The sequence below is a fragment of the Corynebacterium halotolerans YIM 70093 = DSM 44683 genome (assembly GCF_000341345.1).
GTDB lineage: Bacteria > Actinomycetota > Actinomycetes > Mycobacteriales > Mycobacteriaceae > Corynebacterium > Corynebacterium halotolerans.
The window spans coordinates 332,064-348,354 of sequence record NC_020302.1 but is presented as its reverse complement, the minus strand read 5'-3'; the positions used below and the strand labels follow the sequence as shown (position 1 = coordinate 348,354).

The 16,291-nt window shown below is 67.7% G+C and carries 13 protein-coding genes; 6 read left to right on the top strand and 7 right to left on the bottom strand.

From position 1 onward, the window contains the following. Positions 1 to 109 precede the first annotated feature (109 nt). Positions 110 to 1,699 carry a catalase gene (locus A605_RS01615; RefSeq protein WP_015399757.1) on the bottom strand — a complete coding sequence of 530 codons (1,590 nt, stop codon included), beginning with the start codon at positions 1,697 to 1,699 and terminating at the stop codon, positions 110 to 112. Between the two features lie 187 nt (positions 1,700 to 1,886). Between A605_RS01615 and A605_RS01610 the strand changes: the two genes are divergently transcribed. The 3 genes from A605_RS01610 to A605_RS14720 all read left to right on the top strand — a co-directional run bounded on the left by A605_RS01610 (position 1,887) and on the right by A605_RS14720 (position 5,464). Further along, positions 1,887 to 2,456, top strand: a complete 570-nt coding sequence (locus tag A605_RS01610) for an RNA polymerase sigma factor (RefSeq protein ID WP_015399756.1) — start codon at positions 1,887 to 1,889, stop codon at positions 2,454 to 2,456. A gap of 276 nt (positions 2,457 to 2,732) precedes the next feature. After that, entirely contained in the window at positions 2,733 to 4,139 is a 1,407-nt protein-coding gene (locus tag A605_RS01605) for a YkvI family membrane protein (protein ID WP_015399755.1), read from the top strand. A 122-nt stretch (positions 4,140 to 4,261) separates the two neighbouring features. After that, positions 4,262 to 5,464 (top strand): hypothetical protein, encoded by a 1,203-nt coding sequence (locus A605_RS14720; protein WP_015399754.1) that lies wholly within the window; start codon positions 4,262 to 4,264, stop codon positions 5,462 to 5,464. A gap of 82 nt (positions 5,465 to 5,546) precedes the next feature. Here the strand turns inward: A605_RS14720 and A605_RS01595 are convergent, their stop codons facing one another. The 3 genes from A605_RS01595 to A605_RS01585 form a co-directional block, all read right to left on the bottom strand. Then, positions 5,547 to 6,578, bottom strand: a complete 1,032-nt coding sequence (locus A605_RS01595) for an aspartate-semialdehyde dehydrogenase (protein ID WP_015399753.1) — start codon at positions 6,576 to 6,578, stop codon at positions 5,547 to 5,549. Positions 6,579 to 6,653: 75 nt separating this feature from the next. Further along, complete coding sequence (locus tag A605_RS14715) at positions 6,654 to 7,496, bottom strand: arylamine N-acetyltransferase family protein (protein ID WP_015399752.1); 843 nt, start codon at positions 7,494 to 7,496, stop codon at positions 6,654 to 6,656. Positions 7,497 to 7,950: 454 nt separating this feature from the next. Next, a complete protein-coding gene (locus tag A605_RS01585; RefSeq protein ID WP_015399751.1) occupies positions 7,951 to 9,216 on the bottom strand; it encodes an aspartate kinase in 1,266 nt (421 codons plus the stop codon). 142 nt (positions 9,217 to 9,358) lie between these two features. Here A605_RS01585 and A605_RS01580 point away from each other — a divergent pair, with 142 nt between their 5' ends. Then, positions 9,359 to 10,213 (top strand): DMT family transporter, encoded by an 855-nt coding sequence (locus A605_RS01580; protein WP_015399750.1) that lies wholly within the window; start codon positions 9,359 to 9,361, stop codon positions 10,211 to 10,213. 96 nt (positions 10,214 to 10,309) lie between these two features. Here the strand turns inward: A605_RS01580 and A605_RS01575 are convergent, their stop codons facing one another. Continuing rightward, entirely contained in the window at positions 10,310 to 11,479 is a 1,170-nt protein-coding gene (locus tag A605_RS01575) for a glycosyltransferase family protein (protein ID WP_244429003.1), read from the bottom strand. A 303-nt stretch (positions 11,480 to 11,782) separates the two neighbouring features. Here A605_RS01575 and leuA point away from each other — a divergent pair, with 303 nt between their 5' ends. Then, positions 11,783 to 13,621: a 2-isopropylmalate synthase gene (leuA, locus tag A605_RS01570; protein WP_015399748.1), complete on the top strand. Its 1,839-nt coding sequence runs from the start codon at positions 11,783 to 11,785 to the stop codon at positions 13,619 to 13,621. A gap of 150 nt (positions 13,622 to 13,771) precedes the next feature. Here the strand turns inward: leuA and A605_RS01565 are convergent, their stop codons facing one another. Both A605_RS01565 and A605_RS01560 read right to left on the bottom strand, forming a co-directional pair. Next, positions 13,772 to 14,110, bottom strand: a complete 339-nt coding sequence (locus A605_RS01565) for a YrhK family protein (RefSeq protein WP_015399747.1) — start codon at positions 14,108 to 14,110, stop codon at positions 13,772 to 13,774. Between the two features lie 410 nt (positions 14,111 to 14,520). Next, positions 14,521 to 14,949 (bottom strand): DUF3806 domain-containing protein, encoded by a 429-nt coding sequence (locus A605_RS01560; RefSeq protein WP_015399746.1) that lies wholly within the window; start codon positions 14,947 to 14,949, stop codon positions 14,521 to 14,523. A gap of 109 nt (positions 14,950 to 15,058) precedes the next feature. On the opposite strand from A605_RS01560, the gene A605_RS01555 reads away from it, so the two are divergent. Then, complete coding sequence (locus tag A605_RS01555) at positions 15,059 to 16,231, top strand: DNA polymerase III subunit epsilon (RefSeq protein ID WP_015399745.1); 1,173 nt, start codon at positions 15,059 to 15,061, stop codon at positions 16,229 to 16,231. The last annotated feature ends 60 nt before the right edge of the window (positions 16,232 to 16,291 follow it).

The window sequence follows — 16,291 nt, the reverse complement described above, 5'->3', positions numbered from 1 at the left end:
GGATCTCTTCCCGGGAAGAGGCCCGCCCGCGGGCATGAAAAAAGGGCGTGACCACGGTTGGGTGGTCACGCCCCTCGGCCGCTGTCACAGCCGGCCGGTGCGCACAGCCTTAGTCGGCGGTGGCGGTGAGCTTGTCGTCGTTGCCCTTCTTACCGGCGAAGAGCTCGCGCACGCGGGCGCCGAGGTTCTCGTCGACCTGGGTCCAGTACCAGTAGCAGCGCTCCTCGACCTCGGGGGAGACGCCGATCATGGCGTTGGTGATGTTGTGGGCCAGACGCTCCTTCTCGCCGTCGTCCAGCACCTCGCGGTAGAGGATGCCGGGCTGGACGAAGTCGCCGTCCTCGGCGTGCTGCACGTAGGCCGCACGGGTCAGGTCGTTGCCGTGGGGGTCAACGGCGATGTACAGGTCGTTGGCCGCACCGTAGCTCCGACCGGAGGAGGAGGACTCGCCGTCGTCCAGGTAGCCCATCCCCTTGTCGGAGCTGTTCGGGGAGTAGACCGGCTCCTCGGCACCGTTGAACTGGTACTGCATCGGGCCTTCATGGCTGTAGGTGTTGACCGGGTTGACCGGCTGGTTCACCGGCAGGTGCTGGTAGTTCGGTCCGATGCGGTAGCGCTGGGCGTCCGCGTAGGCGAACACGCGGGCCTGCAGCATGCGGTCCGGGGACAGGCCGACACCCGGGACGAGGTTGCCCGGATCCAGGGCCAGCTGCTCGATCTGCGCGAAGAAGTTCCTCGGGTTGCGGTTGAGCACGAAGTAGCCGACCGGGATGAGCGGGTAGTCCTTCTGGGACCAGGTCTTGGTCAGGTCGAAGGGGTTGAAGCGGTAGTTCTCGGCATCCTCGACCGGCATGATCTGGACCTTGACGTCCCAGACGGGGAAATCGCCGTTCTCGATGGCCTCGTAGAGGTCCTCGCGGTGGTAGTCGGCGTTGGCGCCGGCCATCTCGGCGGCCTCTTCATCGGTGAAGGTCTCCCAGCCCTGGCGGGTCTTGAAGTGGTACTTCACCCACACGGGCTCACCCTCGGCGTTGATCCACTGGAAGGTGTGGGAACCGAAACCGTCCTGGTGGCGGGAGGTCTTCGGGGTGCCGCGGTCACCCATCAGGTAGGTGACCTGGTGGGCGGACTCCGGTGAACGGGTCCAGAAGTCCCACTGCATGTTGGCGTCGCGCAGGCCGTTGGCGCCGAGCCGCTTCTGCGAGTGGATGAAGTCCGGGAACTTGATGCCGTCACGCAGGAAGAAGGTCGGGGTGTTGTTGCCGACGATGTCGTAGTTGCCCTCGGTGGTGTAGAAGCGCAGGGCGAAGCCGTGGACGTCTCGCCAGGTGTCGCCCGAACCCTGCTCGCCGGCGACCGTGGAGAAGCGGATCGCCAGCGGGGTGACGGTGCCCGGCTGGAAGAGGGCGGCCTTGGTGTACTTGGAGACGTCCTCGGTGATGTGCAGCTCACCGAAGGCGCCGTGGCCCTTGGCGTGGGGGTTGCGCTCCGGGACGCGCTCACGGTTGAAGTGTGCGAGCTTCTCGATCAGGTGAATGTCGTTGAGGACATTCGGGCCCTGCGGGCCGGCGGTGATGGAGATGTTCTCGGAGGCGACGGGGGCACCGCCGAGGCGGGTGCTCGGGCCCTCCGGAGCGGGGCGCATCCCCTTGTTGAGGATCTGGTCGGCGGCCGACTCCTGCGGCTGGTTATTCGTCATATCCTGACTCCTTCTCGAACTACGGCTTTACCTATCGGTATCGCTTGATTGATAGACTATATAAAAGTCCGTCCGCTTGCAAGGTCAACTTATAAATAACGGTCCCGTCTTAAACTGCCAGTATTGGACCTATGTGCGGGCTTTTGCCCGGCGATGGCCGGATGGCCCACTGGTATCCTCTTCACCTATGACCTCTCCCCCTGAGCGCGATGACCAGCGCGTCACTGAGCTGGCCCTGGCGGCCGGCCGGGGGGATCGCACCGCGCTCACGGAGTTCATCAGAGCGACCCAGGGGGACGTGTGGCGACTGCTCGCCCACCTCGGCGGCCGCGATGTCGCGGACGATCTGACCCAGGAGACCTATCTGCGGGTGATGGGCGCGCTCCCCCGCTTCGCCGCGCGTTCGTCGGCACGCACCTGGCTACTCTCGCTCGCCCGGCGGGTGTGGGTGGACAATATCCGCCACGACATGGCTCGGCCCCGCAAATCCGCCACCGAGTACGAGGACGCTGCCGCCACCACCCCCTCAGAGGGGGCCAACGCGACGTCGTGGAGCGAATGGATTGACGTCCGCACGCTTATCGACGCCCTGCCCGATGAGCGCCGCGAGGCGCTCATCCTCACCCAGGTGCTCGGCTACACCTACGAGGAGGCCGCGAAGATCGCCGGAGTGCGCGTGGGCACCATCCGCTCCCGCGTGGCACGCGCCCGCAAGGATCTCATCGAGGCCACGGACGGGCCGGGCGACGGCGCCTGACGGCGGACGGCGACGCAGGGGGATCCCCTCCGGCCACCGCTACCCCGCCCTGTCCCGTAATTGTTGCCAATCGGTTATCAAACCGGACCCCGTGCGGTAGACCCTGCGCAAACATCGTCCCCGTTCACCACGGGGCCGGCCCCTCCCCGGAGACGACACGGGAAAACCAGATGAATTCCGACTTAACTGGAAGTTCGGCGTGCGGAGATCCGCGCGCCGGGCCGCCCCCGCACAGACGCCGGGGCGGGCGCGACAAATTTCAGGAGTAGTTTTCTCATGTTAAGACGTGCAATCGGCATCGCGCTGGCGTTCACCGGCGTCATCGTGGGAGCCGGCTTCGCCTCCGGCCAGGAAACCCTGCAGTTCTTCGTGGCGTTCGGAACCTGGGGCATCGTCGGAGCCGTGGTCGCCTCGGTACTGATGGTCCTCAGCGGTATCGCGGTGCTGCAGCTCGGCAGTTATTTCCAGGCCAAGGAGCATATGGCGGTGCTCAGCCGGATCTCCAACCGGACGGTCTCCTGGATCCTGGACATCGCGACCATCGCCACGCTTTTCTGCATCGGCTTCGTCATGTTCGCCGGCGGCGGAGCCAACCTCAACCAGCAGTTCGGCTGGCCCGTGTGGGTCGGTGCCACGATCATGCTCATCCTGGTCCTGGTGACCGGCATGCTCGACGTGAACAAGGTCTCCGCGATCATCGGCGCGATCACCCCCTTCGTCATCATCTTCATCCTGCTGGTGACCATCTGGACGATCGTGACCGCCCGCCCGGACATCGCGGCACTCAACCTGGCCTCCCGGGACGTGGCGACGACCCTGCCCAACTGGTGGCTCAGCGCCCTGAACTACCTGGGCCTGTGCCTGATGACCGCCGTGTCCATGGCGATCGTCATCGGCGGCAACTTCATGGACACCAAGGCGGCCGGACTGGGCGGACTGTTGGGTGGACTGTTCTTCCTGATCATGCTCATGCTGCTGGTGGTCGCCCTGTTCTTCGAGGTGGAGACGGTCAGCGGAGACGACATGCCGGTGCTCGCCCTGATCAATGGGATCCACCCGGTGCTCGGCTTCCTGATGACCTTCGTGATCTTCGGCATGATCTTCAACACCGCCGTCGGCATGTTCTACGCGCTCGGCAAGCGCCTCACACGCCGCCGCCGTGAGCTCTACCGCCCGGCCTTCATCGCCGCGTGCCTCATCGGTTTCGGCCTGAGCTTCTTCGGCTTCAAGGATCTGGTCTCCTACGTCTACCCGGCGCTGGGCTACCTGGGCATCCTGATGGTCGTCGTGCTCGCCACCGCCTGGCTGCGCGGCCGCTCCAAGCTGAGCGAGGAGGGCCGCCGCCGTGTGCGCGCCCGTGACCTGCTGCAGCGCAAGATGGACCCGCGCCTGCGCTACACCAAGCGCCACCAGAAGGAACTGGCGAAGCTGACCAGGGAATCCAATATTCCGGCCGAGGTCTTCACGGAACAGATGGCCGACGAGATCCACGGGGAACTCGAGGAGGACCCGGAACTCGACTACGACCGTGAGGACCCGCCATCGACCGTCGTCTACGTGCAGCACACCGAGCCCGCGGGCCGGGAGGGGTCGGGGAACGGGCCCGGGGACTCCGGGGATGCGGGCACCGGAACCGCGGGCGCCGGGGACGTGGATCCGGAGGAACCGCGCACCAGGTCCTAACTGCGGTGCCCCACTCCTCGATCCCCCCGGCCCCGAAACCCCGCAGAAAGATCGCCGAGTCCCGCGCCCGGATCCCGCCCCTTAGTAGAACCTCATCTGATTCTCATTTAGAATTCAGCTTCATGAGTGTCCTTCACCTCTCAAAACGACATAGGCGCGCTTCTGTCGCCGCCGCAGCCCTCGCCCTCACCACTGCACTTCTCCCGACTTTCGGCGCCACCCAGGCGCAGGCCCAGGAAACCACCGATCAAAAGACCATCCAGCAGCAACTGGCAGCACCCGAGACCGTCTGCGGCCCCTACGGACTCGACAACGACGATCCCCGCACCAACCCCGGCGGCCTTGAGGGAGAGGGTGTCAGCCTCGGCATCCCCCACGTCTCCGAGGCCGGCACCGAGGGCACGTACCACCTGTTCACCCGCGACGTCGATTTCTCCCGGCCCGTGGGCGTGGTCGTCCGCCTCCACGGTGACGGCGCCTACGAGTACTACTACCCCGGCCGCTCGATGAACTGTCAGGCGGCCGTGGCCGCGTCCCACAACATGGTCCTCGTCGCGCCCCACTCCCCCTCCGTCTCCGAGTACGGCGAGCCGATCTGGTGGTACGAGATCCCGAAGAACGTCGAGTGGGTCAGCGACCTGCTGTACACCGACATCCTCCCCATGGAGAACGTCGATCCGGACAATATCTGGTGGGTCGGCTACTCCGGCGGCGCCGAATTCATCACCTACGGCCTCATCCCGCTGGCCCCGGAACTGGTCACCGGCGGCGCCGTCATGCTCGGCGGTGGGGGAGCCCCCGACCAGACCTACGAGGCCCGTGACGCCGAGAGGGCCGCCCAGGCACGCGAGGCCAGTGCCTTCGCCCCGGCCCGTGACGCCGTGGATGCCGCAGCCGCCCAGGCCACCACCGCGGCCGAGGCCGCCGGAATGCCGGCGGCCACCCAGGCCGTGGCCGACGTGGCCGCCCAGGCCACGGATGCGATCGACGCCGTCGAGGCCACCGTTTTCCCGGCGGCCGGTGCCGCCGTAGAAACGAACCCCGCCGAGGAAGCCCTCAACTCGGTGCCGATGCACTGGGCCGTCGGCACTGAGGACGACGGCACGGATGAATACGCGCCGTTCAACGCCCTTGAGGCCGCCCAGGAGGGCGCGGAGTTCTTCCGCGAGCGGGGCATCGAGAACGTCACCCTCACCCAACTCGAGGGCAACGATCACTTCGATCTGCCGCAGGCCGCGATCCTCGACGCGGCCCTCACCGGAACAGTGGACGACGATTCCACGGCTGATCCGGCCCCCGAGCCCGAGCCGGCCCCCGTCCAGTAGCACCCCACCACCAAACGCATCGAACCCCTCATCCGGCGGTATCGCCGGGTGAGGGGTTCCGTGTTTCCGGGACCGCGGCGAGTTAGACCAGCAGCTCGGCGATCTGGATGGTGTTCAGGGCCGCGCCCTTGCGCAGGTTGTCGCCGGAGACGACGAGCACCAGGCCCTTGTTGTCGTCGACGGACTGGTCCTGGCGGATACGACCGACCAGGGAATCGTCCTTGCCGGCGGCCGCCAGCGGCGTCGGCACGTCGACGAGCTGGACGCCCGGGGCGTCGGCCAGCAGCCCCTTCGCCTCGTCGGGGGTGATGGCCCGGTCGAACTCGGCGTGGATGGTCAGGGTGTGGCCGGTGAAGACCGGCACCCGCACGCAGGTGCCGGCGACCCTCAGGTCCGGCAGGCCCAGGATTTTGCGGGACTCGTTGCGCAGCTTCTGCTCCTCGTCGGTCTCCTCGGAGCCGTCGTCAGCGAGGTTACCGGCGAAGGGCAGCGCGTTGTAGGCGATCGGGGCGACGTAGGGACCGAGGTCCGCCGGGGCCTCGGCGGAACCGTCGTGGACCAGGTCCACGTTGTGCTCGCCGATCTCGGCGGTCTGCTTGGCCAGGGCCTCGACGCCGGCCAGACCGGAGCCGGAGACGGCCTGGTAGGAGGAGACGTTGAGCTTGCGCAGGCCCGCGGCGTCGTGCAGCGCCTTCAGCGCCGGCATGGCGGCCATGGTGGTGCAGTTCGGGTTGGCGATGATGCCCTTCGGCGGGTTCTTCGCCTCATCCGGGTTGACCTCGGAGACGATCAGCGGCACCTCCGGGTCGCGGCGGAAGGCCGAGGAGTTGTCGACGACGGTGGCGCCGGCGGCCGCGAAGACCGGGGCCCACTGCTTCGAGGTGGAGCCGCCCGCGGAGAACAGGGCGATGTCGACGTCCTTGACGGAGTCCTCGGTGATCTGGGTCAGATCCTCGACCTCGATCTCCTGGCCCGCGAAAGTCAGGGTCCTGCCCGCGGAACGCGGGGAGGCGAAGAAGCGGAGCTTGTCGGCCGGGAACTTTCGCTCCTCGAGGATGGAACGCATCACCTGCCCCACCTGCCCGGTGGCTCCCACTACTGCGACGGTCGTCATTGGACGGTGCCCTTTCTCAAGTCTTGACGTATCTCCCCGCGAGTCTACGCCCTGAACAGGCGGGCGGGACAATCCTCAACCCCGTGCGCCACCACCGGACACCTCCCAGGCGGCGTCCAGCACCCGGGTGGGCGCCTCGATGAGGAATTCCCCACGCAGCACCTCGGCGAACTCACCACGGTCGGCGATCTCCCGCTCCCGAGCGCCGCCGGCGGTTACCCGACGCCACCGCCGCCCCCACAGTGTGAGGCGGGTGCCGTCCCGCAGGTGGCGGGCGGCCATCGGGATCCGGGTGAACATCCCCTCCGGGTGCGTGGCGGTGAACCAGTTGGCCATCTCGACGTCCGCTTCGACGGCGCGACGCACCGCGAAACCGTAGGCGTTCCGCCAGCCCCGCCCGTCGCGGAAGTCGCGCTGCAGCAGCAGGGTGCATCCGGCGGCCATCGCCTCCCCCAGCACCGGTACGGCGGGCACGACGCGCAGGTCGGCGTCGCGCGCCATGACGACCTCACCGTCGAGCGGCACCGTGCGCGTCGGGGTACCACCGCCGAAACCGGGGTCGAAGATGTACCAGCCGCCCCGGCGGTGCACCAGCGTCAGGTGGTGGGTGGGAGCCATCGGTGCGGTGAGCGTGGGATACCGGTACACCCGCGCGAGCACCGGAACACACTCGTACCCGAGCTCGCCCAACACGTGCTGGGACAGCCGGGCGTGCTCGTGACAGTAGCCGCCGCGCCGCGAGTCGACGAGCTTGGCCGCGACGTCCTCAATCCCCGTCCTGATGGGAACCCCCGCCACGGCGTCGAGGTCCTCGAAGGTGATGCGCTCGACGTGGGCCGCGAGCAGCTCATCCGGATTGTCCGCCTCATCCCGGCTCAGGCCAATGCGGCGCAGGTATCGGTCGGTGATGGTATCCATGACGAAATGATACGCACCCGGAAGCGCCCGGTCACGGGTTTTGTGATTCGGGCCGGGGCCGGGGCGCAGAGCGGCATGAGGGCGGACAGCAGGGGCCGGAAACCGGTTCCTGCCCCACCGATGTCCGCCCTACGGCAGGGCGTCGGAAAGCAGCTCCACCGGGACGGTTCCCGTCAGTCGAATTCCGCGCAAGGACGAACACCAGGGCCGGGAACCTCGCGTCTGCTCGCTGATGTCCGCCCTACGGCCGTTCTTCTCGACGCCGCGCCGCCGACGACGCGCGCGAATCCCTCTCCTGGCCCCGTCAATCCGCATAAGGGCGGACACCAGCACGCGGAACCGCGCGCCGGTCCTCTGGTGTCCGCCCTACGGCAGGGCGTCGGGAAACACCCCTGAAAACACGAAACCGGGACGGGAGCGGCAACGCTCCCGGCCCGGTCAGTCGGAGAAGTTCTCAGCGGCCGGTACCGGCGTAGACGGTGGCCTCCTCCTCGCCGCCGAGGTCGAACTTCTCATGGAGGACGCGGGTGGCGTTGTCGAGGTCGCCTTCACGGATGACCGCGGTGATGCGGATCTCGGAGGTGGTGAACATCTCGATGTTGATGCCGACGTCGCGCAGCGCCTCACTGAACTCCGCGGTCACGCCCGGATGGGACTTCATGCCCGCACCGACCAGGGAGACCTTGCCCACCTGGTCGTCGTAGAGGACGTTGGTCCAGCCCTCTGTCTCCTGCAGCTTCTTCAGCAGCTCGACGGCGCGGGGGCCGTCCGAGCGCGGGCAGGTGAAGGTGATGTCGGTGGTGTTGTCGACCAGGGAGGAGACGTTCTGGAGGACCATGTCGATGTTGATCTCGGCGTCGGCCAGCGCGCGGAAGATCTTCGCCGCCTCGCCGGGGTTGTCGGGGATGCCGAGAACAGCGATCTTGGCCTCGGACTTGTCGGTTGCCACACCGGTGAGAACTGCTTCTTCCACGGGAATATCCTCCATCGAACCGGCGATCAGGGTGCCGGGGTCGTTGCTGTAAGACGAGCGAACTCGCATGGGAACGTTGAAAGCGCGGGCGTACTCGACGCTGCGCAGGACCAGAATCTTCGAGCCGACGGCAGCGAGCTCGAGCATCTCCTCGAAGCTGAGCTTGTCGAGCTTCTTCGCGTTCGGCACGATGCGCGGATCGGCGGTGTAGACGCCGTCGACGTCGGAGTAGATCTCGCAGACGTCCGCGTCCAGCGCCGCCGCCAGGGCGACGGCCGTGGTGTCGGAACCGCCGCGGCCCAGGGTGGTGATCGAGCGGGTCTCCGGGTTCACGCCCTGGAAGCCGGCGACGATACAGATCTTGCCCTCGTCGAGGGCCTCGCGCACGCGGGCCGGGGTGACCTCGAGGATGCGGGCGTTGCCGTGGCGCTCGGTGGTGAGTACGCCGGCCTGGGAGCCGGTGAAGGACTGGGCCTCGGCGCCGAAGGACTCGATGGCCATGGCCACCAGCGCGTTGGAGATCCGCTCCCCCGCGGTCAGGAGCATGTCCATCTCGCGGGCCGGGGGCACCGGGTTGACCTGGTTGGCCAGGTCCAGCAGCTCGTCGGTGGTGTCGCCCATCGCGGAGCAGACCACGACGACGTCGTTGCCCTGCTTCTTGGTGGCCACGATCCGTTCCGCGACTGCGCGTATGCGTTCCGCGCTCTCCAGCGAGGAGCCTCCGTATTTCTGAACGACCAGTGCCACCGGGCGGCCGCCTTTCGTCTCGGGTGCAAAAAGTTCCGTTGCCATCGTACCTACCGGGGGTGCATGCGGGGCAGCGGCGCTCACCCTTCTCACAGGTTCCCTGCAATAGGAGGGCGGAATGGTGTTCACTAAGGTGTATCCGGTGCACAGCAATCTGCTCGCCGTGCTTTTCGCACTGGCCTCCGCCCTCACCATCGCGTGGGGCACTGTTGTGCGCCATCGCATCGCGGAGGAGGCCCCGGCCGACGGCTCACTCAAAGGCTCGCCGTTCTGGAACGCCGTCAGCCGCCCGCTGTGGTGGGCCGGCACGGGCACGGCGCTGCTCGGCTACGGACTGCAGGTGGTCGCCCTGGGTTTCGGAACGCTGCTGGTCGTGCAGCCGATTCTCGTGCTCTCCCTGATGTTCACCCTCCCCCTGTCCGCGCGTTACGACGGCCGTCGCGTCACCTTCCCCGAGATGTTCTGGGCGGGGGTGCTCACTGTCGCCGTCGCGGTGCTCGTCCTGCTGGGCCGGCCCATCGCCGGCGAGCCGCAGCCACCCCTGGAACGGTGGGTGCCGGCCCTGGCGCTCGGAGCGGCACTGCTCATCACCATCGAGCGGGTCGCCCAGCGGCAGATCCGCCGGGAGAAGGCCCTGCTGCTCGGCATCGTCACCGGCGCGCTCTTCGGCTACGTGGCGGTGCTGTCGAAGGCCGTCGTCGACATCTTCATCCATGGCGGGGTGCTCGCGCTGATCTTCAACTGGGAGGGCTACGCGCTGGTCCTCGGCGCCACGCTCGGCACGATCGTGCAGCAGTACTCCTTCAACGCCGGTGCCCTGAGGAACTCCCTGCCGGCGATGACCATCACCGAACCCATCGTGGCCTTCACCCTCGGCTACGCGGTCCTCGGCGAGCAGTTCCGGGTCGACTCGCTGGTCGGCTGGTTCTTCATGGGACTGGCGCTGACCGCCATGATCATCTCCACCGTGGTGCTCTCCCGCAAGGGTGTGGGATAGGCGGGATGCCCGAACTTGTCTGCGGAAGGGCGGACATCGCAGCGCTAAAGCTACTGCCGCTCCGTTGATGTCCGCCCTTCCGCTGAACGAAGCACCCTAGATCGCCCACTCGAACACGGTGAGCATGTAGCCGGAGAACCACGCGCCAAAGATCACCCAACCCGCCGCCACCGCGGCCTGCCATCCCCGGGACAACTTCCGGGCCCCGCGCAGCACCCACGGCAGCAGAATGATGACGGCGGGCAGCAGCAGGCGCGGCCGGGAGTGCATGATCCCGTCCGCGAGCAGGACATTCGCAGTGAGCGCCGCGCAGAACAACCAGATCTCCCACGGCACGCGCCGCCATCCCGGCACCAGGGCGATCACCGCGGCCACCATCACCCCGACGGTCAGGAAGTAGCCGGGGTCGCGGCCGGTCAGCAGGACCTCCACCATCCAGCGGACGGTGGCTGCGCCGAAATCGAAGCGGGATCCCCAACCGGCCTCCTGGATACCGAAGTAGCCGCCGGCGTCGCGGGTGTGGAAGTTCGCGAAGGCGAGGTAGCCCAGGAACGACAGCGGGGAGACCGCCAGGGCCGCCCACGCCCGCCGGTCGCCGCGCGCCCGGAGCAGGACGACGACCGCGAAGACCAGGACGAGATCGACGGCCGTCAACCGGGTGAGCCCGGCGAGGAGGATGAGCCCCGCGGCCGGCCACCAGCGACGGTCGATGAGCGCGACGAGCGCCCAGAACGCGAGCGCCCCGAACAGTGCCTCGGTGTACGGCATGGTGAAGGTGACCGCCATCGGAGCCGAGGAGACCAGCACCGCTGCCCCGGTCCGCCCGGCGCGCCCGGCGCCCATGCGCGCGGCCAGGGCCATGCCGCCGGCGGTCATCACGATCGTCAGCAGGATGTTGAGCAGCACCGCCGCGGCCGCGTAGTCCAGGCGCGTGAGCTCGTGGACCAGGCGCACCAGCGCGGGAAAGCCGGGGAAGAACGCCAGTGTGTACTCGTGCACCGGCCCGTCGGTGTCCAGGTCCGCGTCGAAGTAGCCGTGCTCGGCGATGGCGAGGTAGTAGCGGGTGTCCCACGAGGCGAGCAGCCCGCCCGTCCCCTCGTCGTTGGCGCGGGCGAACAGACCCAGCACCCCGACGCGGATCAGCGTGCCCACCACGGCCACGAGCGCGGCGGCCAACCAGTCCCGGGCGTCCAACCGCTTGTCGACGCCCGCCCCCGCCGCGCCGTGCGCGGTGGGTTCAGCATCGGTTGGTTCGGGGGAGGTCACGGGCACATGGTAGCGTCGCCGCCCCCGGTCCGTGGGGGTGCGGGCCACACCCGTGACCGTCAGTGGAGTCCCCCGTGACTGTGACGGGGTGTACAGTGTCGAGCATGTTCTCCCGCGCGAACCTCCTCCTTCTTCGCCGCGGCGGGTATCAGGTCTAAACACACACGGCCGGCACCCCGTCGCGGAGTCTGGTGTTGCCGGTCGTGGCCCGCTCAGCCGTGAGCGGTGAAACAGACCCAGCCATTACAGTGAAGGCCGTTACGGCTCCGTAGTGGCACAGAAACCCGAAAAGGACGAACCGCCATGTCTCCGAACGACTCCTTCATCTCCGCCCCCTCCGAGATCCACACCCCCTCGGGCCCCCGCCGCGACGATCAGCCCGCCTGGAACAAGCAGCGCAACTCGGCGATGCCGGTGCACCGTTACCTGTCCTTCGCCGAGGAGGTCGAGGACATCACCCTGCCCGACCGCACCTGGCCGGACAAGAAGATCACCCACGCCCCGCAGTGGTGCGCCGTGGACCTGCGCGACGGCAACCAGGCGCTGATCGACCCGATGAGCCCGGAGCGCAAGCGCCGGATGTTCGAACTGCTGGTCAACATGGGCTACAAGGAGATCGAGGTCGGCTTCCCCTCGGCCTCCCAGACGGACTTCGACTTCGTCCGCGAGATCATCGAGAAGAACATGATCCCGGAGGACGTGACCATCCAGGTGCTGGTACAGGCGCGTGAGCACCTGATCCGCCGCACCTTCGAGGCCTGTGAGGGCGCCCCGAACGTCATCGTCCACTTCTACAACTCCACCTCGAAGCTGCAGCGCCGCGTCGTCTTCCGCAAGGACAAGCCGGCCATCAAGAAGCTGGCCACCGACGCCGCCGAGCTGATCAAGACCATCGCCGCGGACTACCCGCACACCAACTGGCGCTGGGAGTACTCGCCGGAGTCCTTCACCGGCACCGAGCTGGACTTCGCCCTGGAGGTCTGCGACGCGGTCGTCGACATCATGGCGGCCACCCCGGAGAACCCGATGATCATCAACCTGCCGTCCACGGTGGAGATGATCAGCCCCAACGTCTACGCCGACTCCATCGAGTGGATGCACCGCAACTTCGCCCGGCGTGACTCGATCATCCTGTCGCTGCACCCGCACAATGACCGCGGCGAGGGCGTGGCCGCCGCCGAACTGGGCTACCTGGCCGGCGCCGACCGCATCGAGGGCTGCCTGTTCGGCAACGGCGAGCGCACCGGCAATGTGGACCTGGTGACCCTGGGCCTGAACATGCTGACCCAGGGCGTGGACCCGCAGATCGACTTCTCCGACATCAACCTGATCCGCCGCACGGTCGAGTACTGCAACCAGCTGCGCGTGCACGAGCGCCACCCCTACGGCGGCGAGCTGGTCTTCACCGCCTTCTCCGGCTCCCACCAGGACGCCGTGAACAAGGGCCTGGACGCCATGGCCGCCCAGGTCAACCCGGAGGCCGACAGCACCGAGGTCACCTGGGAGGAGCTGCGCGAGACCGCCTGGGAGGTGCCCTACCTGCCGATCGACCCGAAGGACGTCGGCCGCGACTACGAGGCCGTCATCCGCGTGAACTCCCAGTCCGGCAAGGGTGGCGTCGCCTACATCATGAAGACCGACCACGGCATGAACCTGCCGCGCCAGATGCAGGTGGAGTTCTCCAACGTGGTCCAGGCCGTCACCGACTCCGAGGGCGGCGAGGTCAACTCCAAGAACATGTGGGACATCTTCGCCACCGAGTACCTGGACACCGACTCCCCGGTCGAGCAGATCTCCATCCGCGTCGACAACGCCGAGAACGAGACCGACGAGGCCAAGCTGACCGCCTCCCTGATCCACGAGGGCCGCGAGGTCACCGTCACCGGCCACGGCAACGGGCCGGTCGCCGCCTACGCCAACGCCCTGGAGGAGCTGGGCATCGACGTCGAGGTGCAGGACTACTCGCAGCAGTCGCGCACCTCCGGTGACGACGCCGAGGCCGCCTGCTACATCTACGCCGACGTCAACGGCGCCAAGGCCTGGGGTGTGGGCATCGCCGGCTCCATCACCTACGCCTCCCTGAAGGCGCTGACCTCCGCGGTCAACCGCGCGCTGGCCAACGTGGCACCGCGCCTGGCCTAACTCACCGGCGACACAGACCCCGTCGCGGCACCGGGAGAACCGGTACCGCGACGGGGTTTTCCGTGCCGCGGTCAGGGTCCTCCGCCGGCCTGCCCGTCGGCGAATTCCTCCCCGGTGGGCTCTTTAGCGTCGTCGGCCCCACGGTCGTCGTCATTGTCCTTCATTTTCGTCCTTCATTTTCCTGAAGCTCCCCGGACCTTCCGGGGCCATCTCGGCGAGCTGGTCGACGTCATCGAGCCGTGCCAGCGATATTTCACGGGCCAGCCGGATGGCCGGCTTGGCGGCGAAGAAGATGGAACCGAACAAGAAACAGTACGTGCCGGGAATCTTGGTCTGTTCGAAGAAGAACAGGACGCTACCGATGATGAACAGAAATGCCGCGGTGAAGTCCACGACAGTGTGGAAAATCTCGAAGCGTGCGTAGCGGCGCGCCTGCCGCGGGGTGATTTTGTGATCACGGGGGTCGAAGAGTTGCAGCCTTCTTTTCACAGTGCCTTCCTTCACTGATCGACGTCCGGTAAATTACCGTGTCTCAGTTACCCGCAAACTTACGGACGACTGCCGGGTCGATGCACCTGATCGGTCTGTGGATGGCATCCGGCGGTGGGACCAGACCACAGGAAGCGGCCGACAGGAAAATAAAAAGGGAAAGGAAAAGGCCTGTTCCTGCTGGGAACCGGAACAGGCCTCATCCGGCGCACGAAGGTGCACCGGATACGCTTTGGCAAGCGACGTCAATCGTAACCCGGCCAGCGGATCTTCGCTCAACTTGTGGGAAATCCCTCACGACCAACCGGCTGAGCTGAGCAAATACCACACCACCTCGGGGGTTCGAGACCGACCGGGAAGCCACTCCCATCATGGATCAACTCAACCGTTACACCGCCCCACGAAATTGGCTACCCCTCCCCCTGCACCGCCCGCAGACTCTCCCGCGCCTGCGCCAGCAGATCCGCCAGCGACCGCTGCGCCGGGTCCTCCCAGCGTTGGGCGACGGTCTGCAGCGGGAAGAACACGAGGCGCCCGGCCGCCCCGTAAAGCCCGATCTGGTCGGTGCCCTCCCGTTCGACGACGCACCACTCGAGGTCGAATTCCTCGGACAGCAACTGCCCGAACGCCGCGCCGTAGATATTGACCAGCATGGCCGCACTCCCCCGTTCACCGAGGGGCCTGGCGTGCCAGTCGTCCCGGCTGCCGTCGAAGGAATCGATGAGCGCCTCCTGATCGGCCAGCAGCCCGGCCTTCGCCGCCGCCGTCAGACGCGCCGCGAGCCACTCCCGCTCGTCGTCGGCCAGGGCGAGGATCCGGGGCGCGTCGGAATTCTCCATGCCGCCATCCTAGAGATGAGAGGCGCGCCCGTCTCCCCGGAACAGCACACCGCCCACGCCCCGGTGTCCGGTCCCGGGGTATCTCCGCAGGTGCTCTAGACTCTGAGGAATGATTACGACGAACGGCCCGCAGGACGAGGCGGTGCCCGGCACCGCTCCCGCGGACACTGACTCCGTCGCCGCAGCGGACGCCCCGTCCGACGATTCCTCCGACAGCAACAGCACCGCCGACTCCGCTAACGCGAAGCGCCGCCGGGAGCAGGACGCCGCCCGCCGCGCCGAGGTGGAGGCCCACCCGTTTGTCGCGGTGTCCGTGCAGTCCACCGGGATCCACCCCTCGACGGGGCGTCTCGTGGCCGTCGACGTGGTGACCTTCGACGACGACGGCGAGACCGGCGAGGAATTCCACGCGGTCCTCAACCCCGGTTCCGATCCCGGCCCCCGCCACTATCACGGGCTCAGCCGGGAGGAGATCGAGGCCGGGCAGCGCTTCCCGCAGGTCCTCAAGACCCTCGGCCGCCTCATCGACGACCGCACCCTCGTGGTCCACGATGGCCCCCTCACGTGGGGGTTCATCGTCTCCGAGGCCCGACGCGCCATGAACGCCGCAGCACGTTCGAACCGTTCACGTGGTCGGGGCCGGGGCCGGGGACGGCGTCGTCGTCAGCGGGTGGGGCACGTCCCCCGCCCGGCGCGCATCGTCGACACGCTCGCCTCCACCCGCCGCCAGGGCCTGCCGCTCGACGACACCCGGCTGGCCGACGTCGCCCGGGCGCTCGGCCTGGACGCGCCGAGTCCCGTCGCCTCCGTGGAGCGCGCCGGCCGCCCGGAGGCCGAGACCACGCGTGAGACGACGCTGCTGCTCATCGACGTCTTCCTCACCGAGCGCACGCTCGGGACGATGTCGGTGCGCGAGCCCGGTGAGCTACGCGCCGACCGCTTCGGCCTCCAGCGCAGCCACGTGCGTGTCGACGCCGTCGAGGCCCCGCGCCCCCACCCCAACCCCGGCACCTGGACGCCTGGAAAGCCACTGGCCCGGGGCATGGAGGTCGTGGTGGCACCGGAGGTGCAGATGGATCCCAACGACCTGATCGCCGCGTGCATGCGTGCGGGCCTGGCCTACTCGGAGAAGCTGACCCGCCAGACCTCGGTGGTGGTGTGCAACAAGACCACCGAGCTGCGGGGCAAGGCCATGCACGCCGACCGCAAGGGAATTCCCCTGGTCTCGGACGATGAGTTCATGGCCGCCGTGGCGCGGGTGAAGGATGACGGCGCCGCGTGACACCCGGTGCGCGGGTACCGCACTGCGGCGGGAATGACCGCAGAACGCGCCCGCCCGCGC